The 18,825-nt window shown below is 54.0% G+C and carries 16 protein-coding genes; 13 read left to right on the top strand and 3 right to left on the bottom strand.

The window, feature by feature from the left end; translation table 11 throughout:
- Positions 1 to 74: 74 nt before the first annotated feature.
- The 5 genes from aspT (PSSD_RS11665) (at position 75) to PSSD_RS11645 (ending at position 6,253) form a co-directional block, all read left to right on the top strand.
- On the top strand, positions 75 to 1,775 hold the full coding sequence (aspT, locus tag PSSD_RS11665) for an aspartate-alanine antiporter (protein WP_058972351.1): 1,701 nt from the start codon (positions 75 to 77) through the stop codon (positions 1,773 to 1,775).
- A 37-nt stretch (positions 1,776 to 1,812) separates the two neighbouring features.
- Positions 1,813 to 3,498 carry an aspartate-alanine antiporter gene (aspT, locus tag PSSD_RS11660; protein WP_058972350.1) on the top strand — a complete coding sequence of 562 codons (1,686 nt, stop codon included), beginning with the start codon at positions 1,813 to 1,815 and terminating at the stop codon, positions 3,496 to 3,498.
- Between the two features lie 87 nt (positions 3,499 to 3,585).
- Positions 3,586 to 5,247 carry a bifunctional aspartate transaminase/aspartate 4-decarboxylase gene (locus tag PSSD_RS11655; RefSeq protein WP_039330144.1) on the top strand — a complete coding sequence of 554 codons (1,662 nt, stop codon included), beginning with the start codon at positions 3,586 to 3,588 and terminating at the stop codon, positions 5,245 to 5,247.
- Between the two features lie 201 nt (positions 5,248 to 5,448).
- Positions 5,449 to 5,670, top strand: coding sequence for a hypothetical protein (locus tag PSSD_RS11650; RefSeq protein WP_039330142.1), 222 nt, complete (start codon positions 5,449 to 5,451; stop codon positions 5,668 to 5,670).
- A 106-nt stretch (positions 5,671 to 5,776) separates the two neighbouring features.
- Positions 5,777 to 6,253 (top strand): GNAT family N-acetyltransferase, encoded by a 477-nt coding sequence (locus tag PSSD_RS11645; protein ID WP_235589215.1) that lies wholly within the window; start codon positions 5,777 to 5,779, stop codon positions 6,251 to 6,253.
- A 141-nt stretch (positions 6,254 to 6,394) separates the two neighbouring features.
- On the opposite strand, the gene PSSD_RS11640 is transcribed toward PSSD_RS11645, so the two are convergent.
- Positions 6,395 to 6,604: a hypothetical protein gene (locus PSSD_RS11640; RefSeq protein ID WP_058972348.1), complete on the bottom strand. Its 210-nt coding sequence runs from the start codon at positions 6,602 to 6,604 to the stop codon at positions 6,395 to 6,397.
- Positions 6,605 to 6,687: 83 nt separating this feature from the next.
- Positions 6,688 to 7,620, bottom strand: a complete 933-nt coding sequence (locus PSSD_RS11635; protein ID WP_039330136.1) for a LysR family transcriptional regulator — start codon at positions 7,618 to 7,620, stop codon at positions 6,688 to 6,690.
- A 110-nt stretch (positions 7,621 to 7,730) separates the two neighbouring features.
- Here PSSD_RS11635 and PSSD_RS11630 point away from each other — a divergent pair, with 110 nt between their 5' ends.
- The 3 genes from PSSD_RS11630 to proX all read left to right on the top strand — a co-directional run bounded on the left by PSSD_RS11630 (position 7,731) and on the right by proX (position 11,613).
- Positions 7,731 to 8,870 carry a M20 family metallopeptidase gene (locus PSSD_RS11630; RefSeq protein WP_039330132.1) on the top strand — a complete coding sequence of 380 codons (1,140 nt, stop codon included), beginning with the start codon at positions 7,731 to 7,733 and terminating at the stop codon, positions 8,868 to 8,870.
- Positions 8,857 to 10,257: a YfcC family protein gene (locus PSSD_RS11625; protein ID WP_082672305.1), complete on the top strand. Its 1,401-nt coding sequence runs from the start codon at positions 8,857 to 8,859 to the stop codon at positions 10,255 to 10,257. Before PSSD_RS11630 ends, PSSD_RS11625 begins: the two co-directional genes overlap by 14 nt.
- A gap of 357 nt (positions 10,258 to 10,614) precedes the next feature.
- Complete coding sequence (gene proX / locus PSSD_RS11620) at positions 10,615 to 11,613, top strand: glycine betaine/L-proline ABC transporter substrate-binding protein ProX (RefSeq protein WP_039326860.1); 999 nt, start codon at positions 10,615 to 10,617, stop codon at positions 11,611 to 11,613.
- Between the two features lie 47 nt (positions 11,614 to 11,660).
- Here the strand turns inward: proX and PSSD_RS11615 are convergent, their stop codons facing one another.
- Complete coding sequence (locus PSSD_RS11615; protein ID WP_058972346.1) at positions 11,661 to 12,431, bottom strand: GntR family transcriptional regulator; 771 nt, start codon at positions 12,429 to 12,431, stop codon at positions 11,661 to 11,663.
- A gap of 79 nt (positions 12,432 to 12,510) precedes the next feature.
- On the opposite strand from PSSD_RS11615, the gene PSSD_RS11610 reads away from it, so the two are divergent.
- From PSSD_RS11610 to PSSD_RS11590, 5 genes are read left to right on the top strand one after another with little or no spacing between them, the layout of a single operon-like run.
- Entirely contained in the window at positions 12,511 to 13,791 is a 1,281-nt protein-coding gene (locus PSSD_RS11610) for a M20 family metallopeptidase (RefSeq protein ID WP_058972345.1), read from the top strand.
- A gap of 21 nt (positions 13,792 to 13,812) precedes the next feature.
- Entirely contained in the window at positions 13,813 to 15,411 is a 1,599-nt protein-coding gene (locus PSSD_RS11605) for an ABC transporter substrate-binding protein (RefSeq protein ID WP_058972344.1), read from the top strand.
- A 9-nt stretch (positions 15,412 to 15,420) separates the two neighbouring features.
- Positions 15,421 to 16,368 (top strand): ABC transporter permease, encoded by a 948-nt coding sequence (locus tag PSSD_RS11600; RefSeq protein WP_039326871.1) that lies wholly within the window; start codon positions 15,421 to 15,423, stop codon positions 16,366 to 16,368.
- Positions 16,361 to 17,191, top strand: coding sequence for an ABC transporter permease (locus tag PSSD_RS11595; RefSeq protein WP_058972343.1), 831 nt, complete (start codon positions 16,361 to 16,363; stop codon positions 17,189 to 17,191). The genes PSSD_RS11600 and PSSD_RS11595 overlap by 8 nt, the downstream gene beginning before the upstream one ends.
- A complete protein-coding gene (locus PSSD_RS11590) occupies positions 17,188 to 18,825 on the top strand; it encodes a dipeptide ABC transporter ATP-binding protein (protein WP_058972342.1) in 1,638 nt (545 codons plus the stop codon). Before PSSD_RS11595 ends, PSSD_RS11590 begins: the two co-directional genes overlap by 4 nt.

The following is an 18,825-nucleotide window of genomic DNA, read 5'->3' as shown; positions in this document are numbered from 1 at the left end:
ATTTGCACCTATAGCTAAGGGGGGGGGCTTCTCTCGCTCTCCGCCGGGATCAACGATTTAACCAGGGATTTGATATGTCTGGTACGTTCATTGGTTTTATTACGCAGACTTTGCAGACAGTGCCGGGCTTAGCCATTTTTCTGGCACTGACATTAGGCTACGCCATTGGTCAAATACGTTTAGGTCCTATCCAACTTGGCGGTGTGTGTGGAACGCTGATCGCGGCATTACTTATTGGTCAACTCAATATTTCCGTTGACACTGACATCAAAAATATCTTCTTCATGTTGTTTATTTTTGCTTTGGGTTACAGCGGTGGCCCGCAGTTTTTTGCCAATTTAAACGCTAAAAATATTCAGCTGGGTATATTTTGTTTGATCGAGGTTGTCGTTGTACTGGCTCTGGTGCTCACCGCGACCGCTATCATGCATCTGGATCCCGGTACGGCTGCAGGCATGCTCGCGGGGGCGGCAACCGAGTCTGCGGTGGTAGGCACCGCGACGGATGCCATATCCCGCTTAGATTTACCCTCCGGCGAAATTCTGCGGTTGCAGGGCAACGTGGTGACGGCATACTCGATTACTTACATATGCGGACTGATCACCATCGTCATTATTACCAGCCAGATATTCCCGCTGCTCCTGCGCGTTAATTTGCAGGTGGAAGCTGAAAAGCTTTGGATTGCCATGGGCGGGCGTATCGAATCCGAAGGAAATTCAGCTCTTCCCTCGGTTGTCGGGCGAGCCTATTGGGTTGATGCCGCGGCAGGAATGACGATTGCCTCCCTCCAGCAGCGTCTGACTCAGCAATGCAGCATCGTACAAGTGCAACGTCATGGTCGCATCGTTACGTTATCGCCCAACCTCAAACTGAGGCGCGGTGATAAAATTCTGCTGGTAGGGGAACGCGGTTCTTTGATTGAAAAGGCGGCGTTAGTGGGGCGCGAAGTCGACGATACCTCTTCCCTGGCGATGGCGCTCGCAACCTACAATGTTGTGTTGTTGGAGCCTGAATGGGCTAACCAGACTTTACAGGCACTCCCCCTTCCGGCAGGAACACATGTGGTCGCCATCCGACGCGGTGAAGCCCTTTTACCTGCACTACCCGCCACGCGCGTGCAATTAAACGACGTATTACAGATTTACGATGCCAGTTCCGCGCATGGTCGCGCATCCGCTCCGTTGCTGAGTCACATCGGTAAAAGACTCCCCGACAAACTCTCAAGCAATCTTGGTATTGCTGGTGTGGCGATCGCACTGGGAACCTGGCTTGGCAGCTTCACGCTCACTGTCGGTGGTATTCCATTTTCGGCGGGAACCGGCGGTGGGGTATTAATTGTGGGCTTGGTGCTGGGCTGGTATCACGCCAAACGGGCGGATCGGCACGGAGTGAATACTGATGCGTTGTTGTTACTCAAAGACCTTGGACTGGCGGGATTCATTGCTGGAGTGGGGCTCTCATCCGGACCTCAAGCGCTGGCATTGATCATGCAGTACGGGCTGACACTTCCTTTGCTTGGCATCGCGATTGCCGTGATTCCAGCATCCATTTCGCTACTGATTGGCCATCGTTGGCTCAAGCTTAATGCGCCGGTGCTATTGGGCGCTATCGCTGGGCAACAGTGTAGTACCCCAGCACTGAGCGCCATTCAAAATGCCTGCGGCAACACCACGCCGCTGCTCGGTTACACCATTACCTATGCGATATCCAACGTCGTATTGCCCCTTATGGGGCCGTTAATCGTCGGGCTGGCCAGTTCGCTTCAGCCTGGTTAGCTGTTCGTCTTGTTCTTTCTGAACCTGAGGTGCGCACATGAACTGGTTACACGATTTGTTCCAGAAATCACCCGAGATTGCGTTGTTTTTATCGATAGCGGCCGGTTATTACATCGGGAAAATCAAGTTCGGTAAATTTCAGTTGGGTGGTGTAGCGGGCTCGCTGCTGGTTGCGGTTTTAGTGAGTCAGGTTGGCGTAGAGATAGATGCTGGTGTGAAGTCGGTAATGTTCGCCCTGTTTATCTATGCGGTAGGTTACGAAAGCGGACCCGATTTTTTCAGGTCGCTCGGTAAACAATCGATCAAAGAGATCATCCTTGCTGCAGTACTTGCCATCACCGGATTGCTCACGGTGGTGCTGCTAGCCAAAGGTTTCGGGTTGGATAAAGGTCTGGCTGCGGGCGTTGCTGCCGGTGCACTGACACAGTCGGCGATTATTGGCACCGCAGGTGATGCTATCGCCAAACTGGGATTGGGAGCCGACGAGGTTGCGCGTTTACAAGGGAATGTGGCGATTGGTTACGCCGTGACCTACGTGTTTGGATCGTTTGGCGCGATATTGGTGTGCGTCAATTTGTTGCCCAAATTTATGGGACGCAGCATTAAAGAGGATGCCTTAAAAGCCGAAAGCGCCTTGCAGACAGGCGTGCGCGTTTATGGGCCGGGGCAAGAAGCTGCAGCGCCAGAATTGGTCGGCAGGATTTTTCAGTTAACGGCCAACCCCGCTTCGACTGTCCAGGCGATTGAGAGCGCGACAGACATTCCGGTGACCATCGAGCGCGTGAAAAGGGGAAAACAGGTGATGGTGCCTACACCGGACATGCCCCTTCAGGCTGGCGATATTGTACTGGTGGTTGGCCGACGCGCTGCGGTGGTCAATGTTGCCAGTCGTTTAGGTAAGGAGTTGCAGGAAGAAGAGGGCATGGAGCTGACCATGCAAAAACGCGATGTGGTGATCACCAACAAACAACTCGATAGCCGCACTTTTGGCGATATCCGAGAGGCTGTCGCCAAAGAAGTGCGCCATGGGGTGTATGTCTCGCAAATTACCCGGCAAGGGAAGGCACTACCGCTGGCGGCTGAGACGCTCATCATGCTGGGGGATGTGGTGACGGTGTTTGGTGCAGAGAACGATGTTAAACGGGTGGTAGAGCAAGCCGGGCATGCCATTGTGCCCAGCGCGAAGACAGACTTTGTGTATATGGGGGCGGGTTTGGTGGTGGGTTTGCTGATTGGCATGCTCACCGCGAAAATTGGTTCGATTCCGCTGACGTTGGGCAGCGGAGGCGGGGCATTGCTCTCAGGTTTGTTGTTTGGCTGGTTCCGCTCTCGTCGTCAGTCTTTCGGCTACATGCCTTCTGGTGCCGTTCAGATATTAAAAGATCTCGGGCTGGCCGCCTTTGTGGTCGTTGTGGGAATTTCATCGGGTTTACAGGCGGTGCAAACCGTTGAAAGCCAAGGGCTGAAGATCCTCATCATTGGGGTGGTTGTGACCATCCTGCCGTTAGTGCTCACCATGTTATTTGGCCGATATGTTCTGCGCTATGACAACACAGCCGTCTTTGCGGGCGCTCTGAGTGGCACCCGCAGTGCTAACCCTGCGTTTGGTGAGATTCTGGATAAAGCCGAAAATACCATTCCGACGGTTCCATTCGCGATTACCTATGCATTAGCCAATGTGTTTTTAACGCTGTTGGGGCCGCTGGTCGTCGCACTGGTGTAGAGAAGTAGTGTTCACAATCTGTCGTCATCTCCGGATTAAATCGGAGTGGCAATGTGCTTTATCAATGATGCAGCAAGGAGAAGTGACATGAATTTTAACGATCCGGAAAAGGTTGCGCTGTTGAGTCCGTTTGAGCTGAAAGATGCGTTGATGCAGCAGGCGGTACAGAGTAATCAGTTGATGTTGAATGCCGGGCGCGGTAATCCAAACTTTCTCGCCACCACGCCACGACATGGTTTTTTCCAGTTTGGTTTATTTGCTATGACCGAAGCCGAACGCTCTTACCGATATATGGAGCATGTGGGCGGATTCCCGCAGCGCGAGGGAATTGAAGCCCGCTTCGAGTTATTTGCCAAACAACATGAGTCAGTAGAAGGTGTGCGTTTTATCGAAGCCGCCGTCTCCTACGTACGCGATCAGATGGGACTCAATGCAGGCGATTTTATCTACGAAATGTGTGAAGCCATTTTGGGATGTAATTACCCGGTGCCAGATCGCATGCTGAAATTGAGTGAAGTGATTATCGGAAAATATATTCACTCAGAAATGATCGGCACTTATCCTTTTGTCGGTAACTTTGATATGTATGCGCTTGAAGGCGGGACGGCGGCCATGACGTATCTGTTTGCCAGCCTAAAAGCCAACCATGTGATCAGTGAAGGCGACACGATTGCCTTGGGTATGCCGATCTTCACCCCTTATATTGAGATCCCTGAACTCAGCGATTACAACCTCAAGACGATACATATTGATGCGCCACAGTCTAATAAATGGCAGTTTACCCATGCTGAGCTGGACAAATTATTAGATCCCAAAGTAAAAGCTTTTTTCCTGGTCAATCCTAGCAACCCGCCGTCGGTTAAAATTGATGACGATACCTTGCGCTATATTGCAGATATTGTGAAGAAACGCCCGGACCTGATTATTTTGACCGATGATGTGTATGCGACCTTTGCGGATAACTTCGTGTCGTTGTTTGCTATCTGCCCGTATAACACCATTTTGGTCTATTCATTCTCCAAGTATTTTGGTGCCACAGGCTGGCGTATGGGGGTGGTGGCGACGCATGAAGATAATATTATTGATGCTGCGATCGCTGATTTGCCCGAAGCGAAGAAAAAACAGCTGGATCACCGATACACCTCGATCACTACCGCCCCGCGCAGTCTGAAATTCATTGATCGCTTAGTCGCGGACAGCCGCACAGTTGCGCTTAACCACACCGCGGGACTCTCCACACCCGTCCAGGCGCAGATGACCTTGTTCTCACTCTTCTGCCTGATGGATGAACCAGCCGCCTACAAAGCCGAAATGAAGCGAATTGTGTTGCGTCGTCAAGAAGCGTTGTATCGCGAGTTGGGCTTACCGATGCCTGATGACCGCAACTCTGTCCGCTACTACCATTTGCTGGATTTAGAAGAGTTGGCAGAGGAGATGTACGGGGCCGATTTTGTGAAATGGATGATGGGCCGCATGAAACCGAATCAGGCACTGTTCCGTCTGGCTGAGGAAACCGGAGTTATCCTGTTACCCGGCAAAGGTTTCGGCACACCGCATCCATCCTGGCGTGTGTCGCTGGCAAACCTGAATGAATATGATTACGCCAATATCGGCAAGGCGATCCGTAAACTGTCACGGGAATATTATGACAAGTTTATAGAAGAAACCGGTGCCAGTGAGCCGCCGCCGGCGGCTAAAGCGGCCAAGGTGGTGTCCGCGGCGAAGCCCAAAGGGAAGAAGAAATCATAAGCACCAGTGCCTGTTCAATGGCGGTGGCTGAAAAGTCACTGCCCACATGCCACAAGCTCTGCTAGAAAGCGTGCTGGGCACTATCCACAACCGTTGTTAAACGGCCCTTAATCTCTTCATTTTGGCAGTGAAATCTGAACGCATTTGTTCTGACTTAACGGTAATTTATTCAGCCTTATTCATTTTCGGAAAGTAAGTGTGATGAAAAATCTGTCGATGGTTGTGGTTACTTTAGGGCTGCTTTTGGCATTCAGCTCTCAGGCTCAAGCGGAAGGTTGTCTCAAGGGCGCGGTAGTCGGTGCCGCTGCCGGGCATGTTGCACACCACGCCGTGATGGGTGCAGTTGCGGGCTGTGCGGTGGGTCATCATATGGCCAGTAAAAAGAAGAAAGAGGATGAGGCGAAACTTCAGCAACAGAAGTAATCTCTCGCAATTCGTCTTTAAGGCCACTCACTTAAGCCTAAAATGCATTATTATCCTGGTGCGCATGAATGCGCACCTGTGCATTGTCGTGGTAGGGTCGTCATTTATGGCAACCAAAAAGGATGTTCCAGTAATGATAACCATCGAACCCGCCGATCCCTTTGCTCCTGAATCACAACACCTTATCGAACAACTCTCTGCTCAATTGGCTGCTATCACCGGGAATAACGGCAAAAGCCACTTCAGTGCTGAAGCACTTGAGGCAGAACGTGCTGTCTGGGTGCTGGCAAAAGATGAACAGGGCAGAGCGGTGGGATGTGGTTCACTGAGACCCCTGTCGCAAGACGCAGCCGAACTGAAACGCATGTATTCAGACCGCAGCGTATCTGGCGTGGGTGCTGCGATTCTGGCGTATCTGCAAACATGGGCAGCAAAGGTGGGTTATCGAGAAATCCGGCTATCAACCCGTGTTATCAATAAGCGCGCGGTGGATTTTTATCTCAAGCATGGTTTTCAACAGGTTGAAAATTATGGCCCTTATGTTGGGCGCGTGGAATCCGTTTGTTTAGGTAAAAAGATTTAAGCGGCCGCTATCTATTTGCTTCGCCGCTGTCTTGCCTGCACACGTTTTCGGTCGCCATGAATGACAACCCAACGACATTGGTACGCATTTATGCGCACTGGCATACAGCAATAATTTACAGTTTGCTGCGGCCAACCGTATTCAAAAATGATCATCTTGAAGAATTACGTCCCGTTCCGCCAAAAAATCACTTCCAGCCTTGTCGAGGGCCAGAAGTGAACGCCAGGTTGGCCGTATGAGTACATCTGCTTTGTTGAAAAATACCGGCTGACCAGTGACTTTAAGGGCAGAGACTTGCGGTGTGAGGGTTACCACATTGTCGAGATAATGAGCTTTTAATACTTTTTTCATTCCAGGATCGCGTTGCCTTCGATTTTTTGATTTTATTGCGAACCTATCTTGACCGTGTGCAGAAAAAATTCATACGCGAGCTATCACAGACTCGCCATTTCATCTGACGCTGTCTGCTCAAAAAACTGGCACAGTAACTGCCACAAATGTTGTGCCGCAGGCGTGAAGCGGTGGTCTGCGCTGCGTAACAGATGGCACTGGCTTTCACGGGCGATGCGGTGGTTAACAGGGACGGCCACCAGGTTGCGGGAGGCCAGGCCATCTTCCACGACTTTGGCGGTCATAAAAGCAATCCCCATCCCCGCCTGGCTTAATGCAATCGCGCTGGTAAACAGATTGCAGCTATACGCCGGGGCGAACACCAACCCTTCCTGGTTAAACATCACATTCATATAACTCTGGATGCCAAAGTCTTTATCCATGCCAATCAGCGGATACTCGGCGAGATCGGCGACATCCACCTTTTCATACAAGGCGATCGGATGTTCACGATGCACGATGGCGCAGATGGGGCCGCGATGAAAGCTATGGCATTTCACGCCCGGTGGTCCAACTGGACCAAATCCCACCGCCATATCCACTTCACCACGGGTGATCAGACTGACGGTGGTCTGCATGTCACCGGACAAAATATCGATAAACACTTCAGGATAGTTTTGCGAGAAGGGCTGAAGCACGTACTTCACCACCTCATCCACCATGCCTTGCCCGACGCGCATGGTGATTGAACCGCCGCGCTTGTGGCGTAAATCGCGTAAGCGTCTTTCCAGCTGGCTTCGGCGTTGATGTGTCTGCGCGTAGTCCTCGGCGAGCAACTTTCCCGCCTCGGTCAGTACCACATTCCGACCGCGTCGCTCCAACAGCGGTAAGCGCATCTCACGCGCCAGTTGTGAAAGCTGACGGCTAATGGCGGCGGGATCAACGTCCAGCGCCTCCGCAGCACGGCGAATGCCGCCGTGAATACCCACCTCATACAGGTATCTTATGGTTTTGTCAGAATAGAGCAGCATCGTCATAGGTTTTGATTATCTGTTGATCTCAGGTCAACAATAATAGCGTTTAAACCCCATTTTTTAAGCCTAATTTTGTCCTCATACTCGGGATTCACTTGGTGAGGACAGAAGTAATGAAAAATATAATAAGTTATTTGCAACAGCATTCAGGCGAAATTCTCTCGGATATCAAAACCTTGGTGGCAGCAGAATCTCCGTCAATGAACAAGGCCGCAGTGGATCGCTGCGGCGAGGTACTACAGGCGATTTTTGCTGAACGTCTGGGTGTGAACGCTGAGATTGATGTACAGGAAAAGTACGGTAACCACCTGAAGTTTACCCTTGGCACGGGCAGTGAGCAGACTGTGGTGCTGGGTCATTTTGATACCGTCTGGGATGAGGGCGAGCTGGCTATTCGCGAGGAAGAGGGCAAGCTTTACGGACCTGGCGTGCTGGATATGAAAGCCGGGCTGGTGCAGGCCATCTGGGCGGTGCGTGCCTTACAACAGCAGGACCTGCTGGCAGGTAAGCGCATTGTTTTCCTGTGTGGCAGCGACGAAGAAGTGGGCAGCCCCAGCTCCAGCGACTGGCTGTCCCATCACGCTATGGGTTCAGCGCAAGTGCTGGTGGTTGAGCCTGCGGTGGCGGGCAGCGGTGCGCTGAAAGTGGCGCGTAAAGGCACCGGGCAATATCAGGTCGCCATTACTGGCTTAGCCGCGCATGCAGGTAATAACCCGGAAGAGGGTATTAGTGCGGTGCAGGAGATGGCACATCAGGTGCTGTTCTTGCATGGGCTGAATGCGCCAGATCGCGGTACTACCGTTAACGTGGGGATCGCGCAGGGCGGCAATCGCGTTAATGTGGTGGCCGATAAAGCGGTGCTGGGCATTGATACTCGCGTCACCAGCGAAGAAGAAGCACAACGTATTCATGCTGAAATTACCCAACTGCAGCCGCATCTGCCGGGCATCAAGCTCGAAGTCACGGGTGCACAGTCTCGTCCGCCGATGCGTCAGAATGCGGAGTCATTGGTGTTGATGCAGCGTGCTCAGTCCGTTGCTCAACAGCTTGGTTTCACGGTGGAAGGCAAATCGGTTGGCGGTGGCAGTGACGGTAACTTTACTGCCGCTTTAGGGATTCCAACGCTGGACGGTCTAGGCGCGACGGGCGCGGGCATTCATGCGCGTCATGAGCATATTCAGATTGCGGATATTCCTGCGCGTGCGGCGCTGGTGGCGGGTTTGATTCTGGGGGATGCCGATGTCACAGGTTAATGTAGAGAAACACGCGGGCACCCAACCCACACCCGCCAAGAGCGAGCAAAGTCCTTACCTGCTGCTGTTTATTATTCTGGTGCTGGCGGCTGTCGCCACCTGGATTATCCCGGCAGGCAAGTTTGATCACGAAACCCGCAACGGTGTGACATTTGCCATTAAGGGAAGCTTGCATGAAGTGGCGCGCACGGGTGTGTATCCCGGCGAAATCTTTATGGCTATTGTGCAGGGCGTGATTAAAGCAGCACCAATCATTTTCCTCATCCTGTTTACCGGCGGTTTGCTGGCGGTGATTGAAGCCACAGGCGCGATTGCTACCGCACTGAACTCGCTGTCACGCAGCACCAAAATCAGCGACACCCGTCTGATTCTGATCTTTGGGGTGATTTTTGCCATCCTAGGCAGTACTGGCGTGGTACAAAACTCGGTAGTGGCCTTTGTGCCGATTGGTCTGCTGGTGGCGCGTTCACTTGGTTTGCCGCCAGTGATTGGTATGGCATTGGTTTACCTGACCTGTGCGGCAGGCTTTAACGTCGCGTTCTTAGGTCCAGCGACCACGGGACTGACCCAGCATCTGGCGCAGTTGCCACTGTTCTCCGGCATGTTATTGCGCGGCATCACCAACCTGCTGTTTGTGTTGACGGTAGCGATTTATTTAATCTTTACCGTTAAGCGACTGCGCAAAAATGGCCATGTGCGCGCGGATATCCAGGTTGAAAATGCCCCGGTAATGGCGATTACCGGTCGTCATAAATTGATTCTGGCGACCTGTGCCTTAACGCTGCTGCTGTTTATGGTGGGAACGGTGCAACTGCACTGGGCGACCAATGAGATGTCAGCAATGTTCATCATTTTGTCGATTCTGGTGGGGTTGATTGGCCGTATGTCGGGTTCTGCCATTGCCAATACCTTCCTGAGCGGTTGTTCTCAGTTGGTGAAAGGCGGCTTTATCGTCGGGATGGCGGGCGCGATCTCCGTGGTGTTGCAACAGGGTAATATCCTCGATCCTATCGTTGGCTTCCTGTCTGATCTGCTGGCGCCGGTGCCACCTGCCATTGCGGCGGTGGGGATGTTTATTAGTGCTGCGCTGATGCATTTCGGCATTTCATCGGGCTCGGGCGAGTCAGCTCTGCTGATTCCGATCTTCTCACCGTTAGGCGATAATCTTGGGCTGACGCGTCAGGTCACGGTGCAAACGGTGTTGCTGGGTGAGGGAATTGTGAACTCAATTAGCCCGACGTCTGGCGTACTGATGGCGGCGCTGGCAACGGCGAATATCTCGTTCGGGAAATGGATCAAGTTCGTTGCACCCGTGGTCGCTATCTGGTTTGCGATTTGCGTGGTGACCTTATTGATCGGCGTGGCGATTAACTGGGGTCCGTTCTAAATAACGGATGCCACAGCGGCGGCATCGAAAAATATGAAAAAGTTGGCGGCCTGACAGGTCGCCAATAAAATTTGGCTCAAAGGTTGCGGCCTCGAAATATTGTGGTATGGTAAGTTCACGATTAATTCACCGGAGTGTATGTCGCAGGCCTGAAAACAGAAGCAAGGTCTGTCACCCAATATCATAATGATGAATGCTGACTTATCGTTTTTCACCACTTACAACACCCGTCTCCGTTACGCGCGCCATTATCTCCAGCAGTAGCCTTCAACTCTCAGTTATTCCCTCTTTTATCTCTTAATTGCAGAGATATTCTTACGCCATTTATTGGCATTAAAAAATAATAAGGTTTCCATTATGACCAGGAAAAGTCTGCTTGTTGTTTCTCTCGCTGCGTTAATCAGTTCATCTGCAGTGTGTGCTGCCGAATTACCGGGCAAAGGCGTCACTGTCTCGCCGGTGCAGAGCACCTTGCCAGAAGAATCGTTTCAAACTGAATTGATTAACAGAGCGTTAGAAAAGCTAGGTTATGAAGTTAAGCCCACGGAAGAGGTCGATTACAACGTGGCCTATACGGCGATTGCCTCCGGAGATGCCACCTACATGGCGGTGAACTGGGAACCCCTGCAAAAAGATATGTATAACGCAGCGGGTGGCGACGCGAAATTTTATCGGCAGGGCACCTATATCAGCGGTGCAGCGCAGGGTTATCTGATTGATAAAAAAACCGCGGACAAATACCACATCACGGATATTTCGCAGCTGAAAGATCCGAAACTGGCGAAGTTGTTTGACGCCAATGGCGATGGCAAAGCCGATCTGGCCGGTTGTAATCCTGGCTGGGTATGTGGACAGGTAATTAGCGCGCAAATCGCCGCTTATGGCCTAAGTAATACCGTGCAGCAGAATCAGGGAAATTATTCTGCCATTATTGCTGATACCCTGACGCGCTATAAAACCGGCAAGCCGGTGCTCTATTTCACCTGGACGCCTTACTGGGTCAGCGATGAATTAAAACCGGGTAGAGATGTGGTGTGGCTTACGGTTCCCTTCTCTGCCACACCGGGCTCACAGAAAAATGAAAATACAGCGCTGACGAATGGCAAGAATTATGGTTTTAAGCCGAACAACGAACATGTTGTCGCTAATAAAGCCTGGGCGGAGAAAAATCCGGCAGCCGCCAAATTGTTCGCAATCGTCAAACTGTCACTGGCTGACGTGAACGCGCAGAATCAACGTATGCACGCGGGTGAATCTTCGAGCGACGATATTCAGCGCCACGTTGATGGCTGGATCCACGCCCATCAGGCCACTTTTGACGGTTGGGTGAAAGAAGCGGCAGCAGCGGCCAAATAACGCTGATATGTCTCACGCCCTGTGAGAGAGCAGGGCGTGACGTGTTTTTAACGCACCTCGTTCACATACATAAAGTGCTCGGTACTGAATCGATGGTGCGCCAGTATCACCGGGATTGCGCTCTGGTCAAATGACACTTCATCAATCACCATAACGGCTTGCGGTAACGTCAGTTCCAGCAAGGCGGCATCTTCCTCATCAGCGAGCTGTGCGGTGATCTGTTCACGTACTGCGGCGACGCGCAAATCGTAGTGCTCAAACAGATACCGGTACAACAGCGGTGGCAACTGGTCGGCGGGTGGAAAATCGGGCAGACGCGCGGCTGGCAACACCAGACGTTCATGCATGGCAGCCATTCCTTTTACCCGACGCTGTCGTTTCAGGCGAATCACTTCATCACCCTCCACAATTTGTAGTTTCTCCGCTTCAACCTGCGTGGCTTGACCGATCTGATAATCCAGCAATGTGGTTTCAGATTGCAGCAGCCCGCCTGCCTTATCGTGCAAGCGGAAATACTGGAAGAAGTGACTGAGATTGTGCAATGGCGCCCAGCCAGTGACCACCGTGCCCGTTTTCCGTCGCCGCATCAGCATCCCTTCCGTGGTCAGCGCGGCCAGCGCTTTGCGCACCGTGCCCACCGACACACCAAACTTCGCTGCCAGGCTATTTTCGCTCGGCAAAATGGTGCCAGCGGGTAACTCACCTTGCAGGATGGATTCACTGATATGCCGCTTCACCACTTCATACAGCGGTGCGCCTTCGCCTTCACTGAGCCGAGTGAATTGCGGTGTGTCGCCTGCGTCATAGTTTTTTTGCATGTTTCTGATTACCGATTGACCTGCGTCGTTAAATTGCATTATCTATAAACTATATAGAAATACAACAGACGAACATCCTATGTTGCGAAATTCTTGCCTTAACAGTGCGATAGAAAAAATAGCGGGTGATGCCGATCAAATCACTGACGATATGCGGCGCATGTTAGCGGTGGATACCTGCTTCCCACCGGGCAACGGATACGGGCAATTTGCTGACCTGATGATGCAGTTGCTAACGCCGATGAATTTCAGTTGCCAGCGTATTTCCGTGCCCGAACATCTGTGGCAGGCACCGGATGGTAGCGCGCAGGGCGATCGAGTGAACGTCCTTGCGACACTCAACAGCGGGGCGGCAGAAAACTGCAATCTCTACTTCCATACCGATACCGTACCTGCCGGTGATGGCTGGCGTTTTCCGCCACTGGCGCTCACGGTGGCAGAAGGCAAGCTGTATGGACGTGGTGCGGCAGACATGAAAGGCACCATCGTGGCGGCGATGGCAGCGGTGCGCGCAGCGCAGGCCTGTAATCTGCCGTTGCGCTTCAACCCGGTTTTCTTGCTGTGCACCGATGAAGAGGGCGGCCTCTATCCCGGCATTCGTTACCTGGCGGAACAGCAGCTGTTCTCCGGGCACTTGCTGAGCTTCAACGGCGGTGCGGTGCCGCGCATTTGGGCGGGCTGTTTTGGCAGCATCGATCTTAAAGTGGTGATCACCGGGCGCTCAGCGCACTCCGGCGATCCGCTGCTGGGTATCAATGCTATCGAAGCGGCACTCCCCTTGATGAACGCCCTGTACCAACTCAAAGGTGAAGTGGAACAGCGCACCTCAGTGATGCCATCACCGCCGCATTATCAGGGGCAACCACTCACCTCACTGCTGACCCTGGCCTCTGCCCACGGCGGCAGCAAAGGCTCCACCATCCCGGAACGGTTTGAACTGCTGATCAATCGCCGCTATGCGCCGGAAGAAGCATTTGACGATGTCTGGCAGGAACTCACGCAGTGCATCGATCAGGCGATGGATGGCAGCCGCGCACTGGATGTCAGCTTGCAGTTGATTGGTCATCTCGCCCCGGTTGCCGATCCTTACGGCCCACACTGGCCGCGCTGGCAGGCCGCACTTACACAAGGTTTCGGCTTCCCCCGTGAGGCGTTTAAACCCTGGGGTTCGTCCACCAGTTCTGACATGGGCTGGGTACAACAGGCCGGTATTCAAGAGATTTTACTCGGCGGCTTAGCCCGCCCCGATAACCGCATTCATGCCGCCGATGAGTTCACAACGATGGCAGATGTGATCGCACTTTCGCAGTCCATTTTGGCGTATCTCGCCGATGATTTTCAGCCAACCCAGGGTATTTAACTCATTAACGAGGAAGAGAAGATGTGCGCAATGAAAGGGTTAAACCGCAGACAGTTTATCGCCAGCTCAACCGCTCTGACCGGTGCAGCCATGCTGCCCTGGTCGTTCTCGGCCCATGCCGCGCAGGTCGCCAGTGCCACGCCAGGCGGCACACCGCGTAAAGGCGGCGTGCTGCGTATCAGTGTCGATCAGGCCGTTAGCGTGCTGAATCCGCATCAGGTACGCGTCAACCCGGAGTATCTGGTGGCGGAGTTGCTGTACAGCGGCCTGACCCGCCTGACACAAGAGATGAAAGCCGAAGCCGATTTGGCGCAATCTTGGCAGGCAAGTGACGATCTCAAGCAGTGGACTTTTACCCTGCGGCCCAACCTCAAATTTAGCGACGGCAGCCCCTTAACCTCTGCGGATGTGGTGGCCAGCCTGCAAGCTCTGCTTGATCCGAAAAATGCTTCACCGGCGTTACACAACATCGGCCCGATCAAAGCAGTAAGTGCCAAAGATGACAACACCGTATTGATTGAAACCGACGCTCCCTACGCGGATTTGCCGGTGATGCTGGCCTATCCCGATGCCAAAATCATCCCCGCCAGCATTGCCCAAGGGCAGTTTGATAAGTTGAGCAAAGCCTCGTTGGGCGCGGGTCCGTTCATGCTGGTTTCTTACGATCCTGAACGCAAGATTGTGGTGAAGCGTAATCCGCATTACTACGATCCGACGCGCCCGTATCTTGATGGTGTCGAAGTGGTGGTGTATCCCGATGGTATCGCAGAGAGTTCAGCACTGATCTCGGGCGATACCGATTTGATGTTGAGCGCGCAATCGAGTGAGTTCGCGCGTCTTTCCAAGTCATCCGGTGTTTTGCCACTGCGCGTTGCTTCCGGCCAGTTCCTCAACGTGAACATGGGCTGCGATCAAAAACCCTTTAACGATGTGCGCGTGCGTCAGGCGCTGGCACTTTGTGTGGATCGCCAGGCGTCGGTGGATTTTGTTGCCGATGGCCTCGGCTCACCGGGTAATGACACGCCGATCAACGCGGCTTATCCATACTTTGCCAACCTGGCAAAGAAAGCGGTGGATTACAGCAAAGCCAAAGCGCTGCTGGCCGAAGCAGGCTATCCCAAGGGTATCGACCTCACGCTGATCGCATCGGACAAACCGGCGACCCGAACGCAATTGGGTATCGCGCTGCGTGAAATGGCTAAGCAGGGCGGTTTCCGCATTGAGGTGCAAACCATGGCGCACAGCACCTATCTCGATCAGGTGTGGAAAAAGGGCAACTTCTACGTTGGCTTTTACAACATGCAGCCGACGCCAGATGCGGTGTTTTCACTGCTCTACACCTCAACCGCATCCTGGAATGAAACGCGCTGGAACAACGCCGATTTTGATAGCGCCGTGAATGCCGCACGTGAAACCCATGACGATGCGCAGCGCACCACACTCTACGGCAAGGCGCAGCAGTTGATGCATGACGAAGTGCCGTCGCTGATCCCAACCTTCTTCGATCTGCTGGCCGCCAGCCGTGATCACGTTGCGGGCTATCACTTGCATCCACGCGGTGCGGTGTTCCGCCTTGATCACACCTGGCTGACCGACAAAGCGCCAAAACGCGCTGTTTAAGGAGAGACCGTGACCGCGAGCTATCTGCTTAAACGTCTGTTGTTGATGATCTACACCTTGCTGGTGGTGTCATTGCTGGTGTTTGGCATCACGCAGCTGCTGCCAGCGGATGCCGCTGTCACCTTGCTCGGCCAAAACGCCACGCCGGAGGCACTCGCCGCTGTGCGTGAACGTTTAGGGCTGGACGCACCCGCCTGGCTGCAATACTGGCACTGGTTGACGCAGGCATTGCAAGGCAATTTTGGCGTCTCAATGCGCAATGGCCTGGCGGTAGGGCCGACATTGCTAACGGCGCTTTCTCGTTCGCTGTTGCTGGCGGCCTGTGCGCTGGTATTGATGCTGGTGATCGCCATCCCGCTAGGGATCTGGGCGGCGGTGCGCCGCGGCAAGACCGCCGATGTGTTGGTTAGCGTGATCTCCTACATAGGCATCTCTTTCCCTGAATTTGTCACCGCCACGCTGGTGCTACTGCTGTTTGCCGATGTCTGGCAGATCTTGCCTGCTACCGGCTATGTGCCGCTGAGTGAGAACTTCGTCAGCGGCGTCCAGCACCTGATCCTGCCTTCGCTCACCGTCGCGTTGATTTTGGTGGCGCACGTCTCCCGCATGGTGCGTTCAGAAATGGTGGACGTGCTGCATACCGATTACATCCGCGCCGCCTGGCTGAAGGGGTTATCGCGTCGGCGCATTCTCTGGCGTCATGCACTGCGTAACGGCTTGCTGCCGACCATCACCATAGTGGCGTTAGATGTGGGCTACCTGCTCGGTGGGATTGTGGTGGTGGAAGAGATATTCGCCATTCCTGGGATTGGCCGCGAGCTGATCGTGGCGGTACAGGCGCGCGATCTTCCCACTATTCAGGCGGGCGTGATGATTTTGGCCGCGACCTATTCGGTGGTGAACTTCCTGGCAGATTTGGCCTACGTGACTTTGGATAAGCGAATTTCCTATGCCTGAGATTGTAAAACGGTTACTGCGATCGCCACAGGGGGCGGTGGGCGTACTGATTATCCTGCTGGCATTGCTGATGGTGGTGGGTGGGGCGCATATTGCTCCCTTTGATCCGGAGTCGATTTCGATTCTGACGCGCTACAAGCCGCCAAGTGCAGAGCACTGGTTTGGCACCGACCAGATGGGGCGCGATATTTTCAGCCGGGTGATGGTAGGTGCACGTTCCACGATTTTGCTGTCGCTGCTGGCGACCGCGTTAGCGATGGTGATTGGCTCGGTGCTGGGTACGGCGAGTGCCTACCTCGGCGGCAAGATCGATGAATTTATGATGCGCACCATGGATGCGGTGATGGCGATCCCCAGCCTGCTGTTCGCGTTGCTGATTGTCAGTACCCTGGGGCAGAGCAGCATGAATGCGGTGTTGGCGATCACCATTGCCTTTGTGCCGGGCATGGTGCGCATCTCTCGCAGTGTGGCACTGGCGGCGCGTCAGCAGGATTACATCAATGCGGCGATTGCCCGTGGCGAAGCCGGGCACTACATCATTCTACGCGAGATGCTGCCGAATATTCTTGCCCCCATCATCGTTGAAGCCACTATCCGCGTTGCGTTTGCCATCATGCTGTTTGCCACATTGAGTTTCCTCGGCTTAGGCGCGCAACCTCCCGAGCCGGAGTGGGGGTTGATGGTGTCAGAGGCGCGAACCTACTTCTTCAGCGCCCCGTGGATGATGATGATCCCCGGCTTAGCTATTGCGCTGGTGGCGATTGGTTTTAATTTGCTGGGTGACGGGCTGCGAGACGTGCTCAACCCAAGGAGCCACGGATGAACGTGAAACCTGCACCGGTGCTGTCGGTGGAAAATTACAGCCTGGATTACGCGTTGCAAAATGGCCAGGCACTGCCGGTACTGCGTGACATCAGCCTGCAGGTGATGCCGGGTGAAGTACTGGGTTTAGTCGGTGAATCCGGTTCCGGCAAGACCACGTTGGGCTGGGCGATCATGCGCTGGCTGGCAAGTAATGCGCAGGAAAAATGGGGCGATATTCGCCTCAACGATGAGAGCCTGCTGAGTTTGCCGGCCCCGAAACTGATGGCACTGCGTGGCGCAAAACTGGGGATGATTTTTCAGGATCCCAGCGCCTCGCTCAACCCGACGTTGACGCTCGGTGAGCAGGTGACGGAAGTGTTGCGCCGTCATCGCGGCTTAAACGCGCGAGAAGCGCAGGAGTTGGGTGAGTCACTGCTACATGATGTTGAACTAAAGCATCCGGCGCGCATGATGCGCCGTTATCCGCATCAGGTATCGGGGGGCGAGAAGCAGCGTATTTTGATCGCCACCGCTTTTGCCTGTCAGCCGGATTGCATGATTTTTGACGAGCCGACCACGGCGCTGGACGTGATCAGTTCGGCACAAATCCTCGATCTCTACGAACGTCTGCGCGAGGAGACCGGGGTGGCTTCTCTCTATATTTCTCATGATCTGGCGCTGGTGGCGAAAGTGGCCGACCGGGTCTGCGTTCTGGATAAGGGGCGCATCGTGGAGCAGGCTGATACTCACAGCCTGTTTAGCGCACCACAAAACAGCTACACCCGCAAATTGATTGCGGCGGTGCCCAATCCTCAACAGCGGCTGATCGCGGATACCGCTGGTTCGCAGCCGTTGCTGACGCTGGACAATCTCACCATCGATTACGGCCAACAGGGCTTTCTCGATCGCCTGCTGAAGCGCGAGGCCAATACCACGCGCGCGGCCAACTCGGTGGCGCTGACCGTGCATCAGGGCGAAATTTTGGGTGTGGTGGGGGAGTCGGGTTCGGGTAAGTCCTCACTGGGCAAAGCCATTACTGGGTTAGTGCCGTTCAGCGGTGAACTGGATTTCTGCGGCTACGCATTGCAGGGCCGTGCGCAGATGGATAAGGAGTATCGCCGCCGCGTGCAGATGATTTTCCAGCATCCGGATGCCTCACTCAATCCGCGCATGACCATCGGCGAGATCATTGCGCGTCCGCTGCGTTTGTACGGTCTGCCATCGGGTGAAACCGAAGCGCAAGCGGTGGCACGCTTGCTGGAAGAGGTGCGCCTGCCAGCAGAATTTGCTTCGCGCTATCCGCATGCGCTGTCGGGCGGGCAGAAACAGCGCGTGGCCATCGCGCGCGCCTTTGCTCATCCGCCGGATTTAGTCATTTGTGATGAGATCACTGCCGCGCTCGATGTGTCGGTACAGGCCACCATTATTGAGCTGCTACTGGAGCTGCGCCGCCGCTACGGCACGGCTTACCTGTTTATTACCCACGACCTCAACCTGATCCGTCAAATCGCCCATCGCGTGGCGGTGATGTATCGCGGTGATGTGGTGGAAGTGCTGCCCGGTGAGAACATGACCGCGCTGGCGCAACATCCTTACACCCGTGCTCTGCTTGAAGCGGTGCATGTTCCCGACTTATCCCAATCCGTTGCTTAA

This window comes from Type-D symbiont of Plautia stali (assembly GCF_001485335.1).
Classification (GTDB): domain Bacteria; phylum Pseudomonadota; class Gammaproteobacteria; order Enterobacterales; family Enterobacteriaceae; genus Pantoea; species Pantoea vagans_C.
This window is presented reverse-complemented; position numbering and strand designations above follow the sequence as displayed.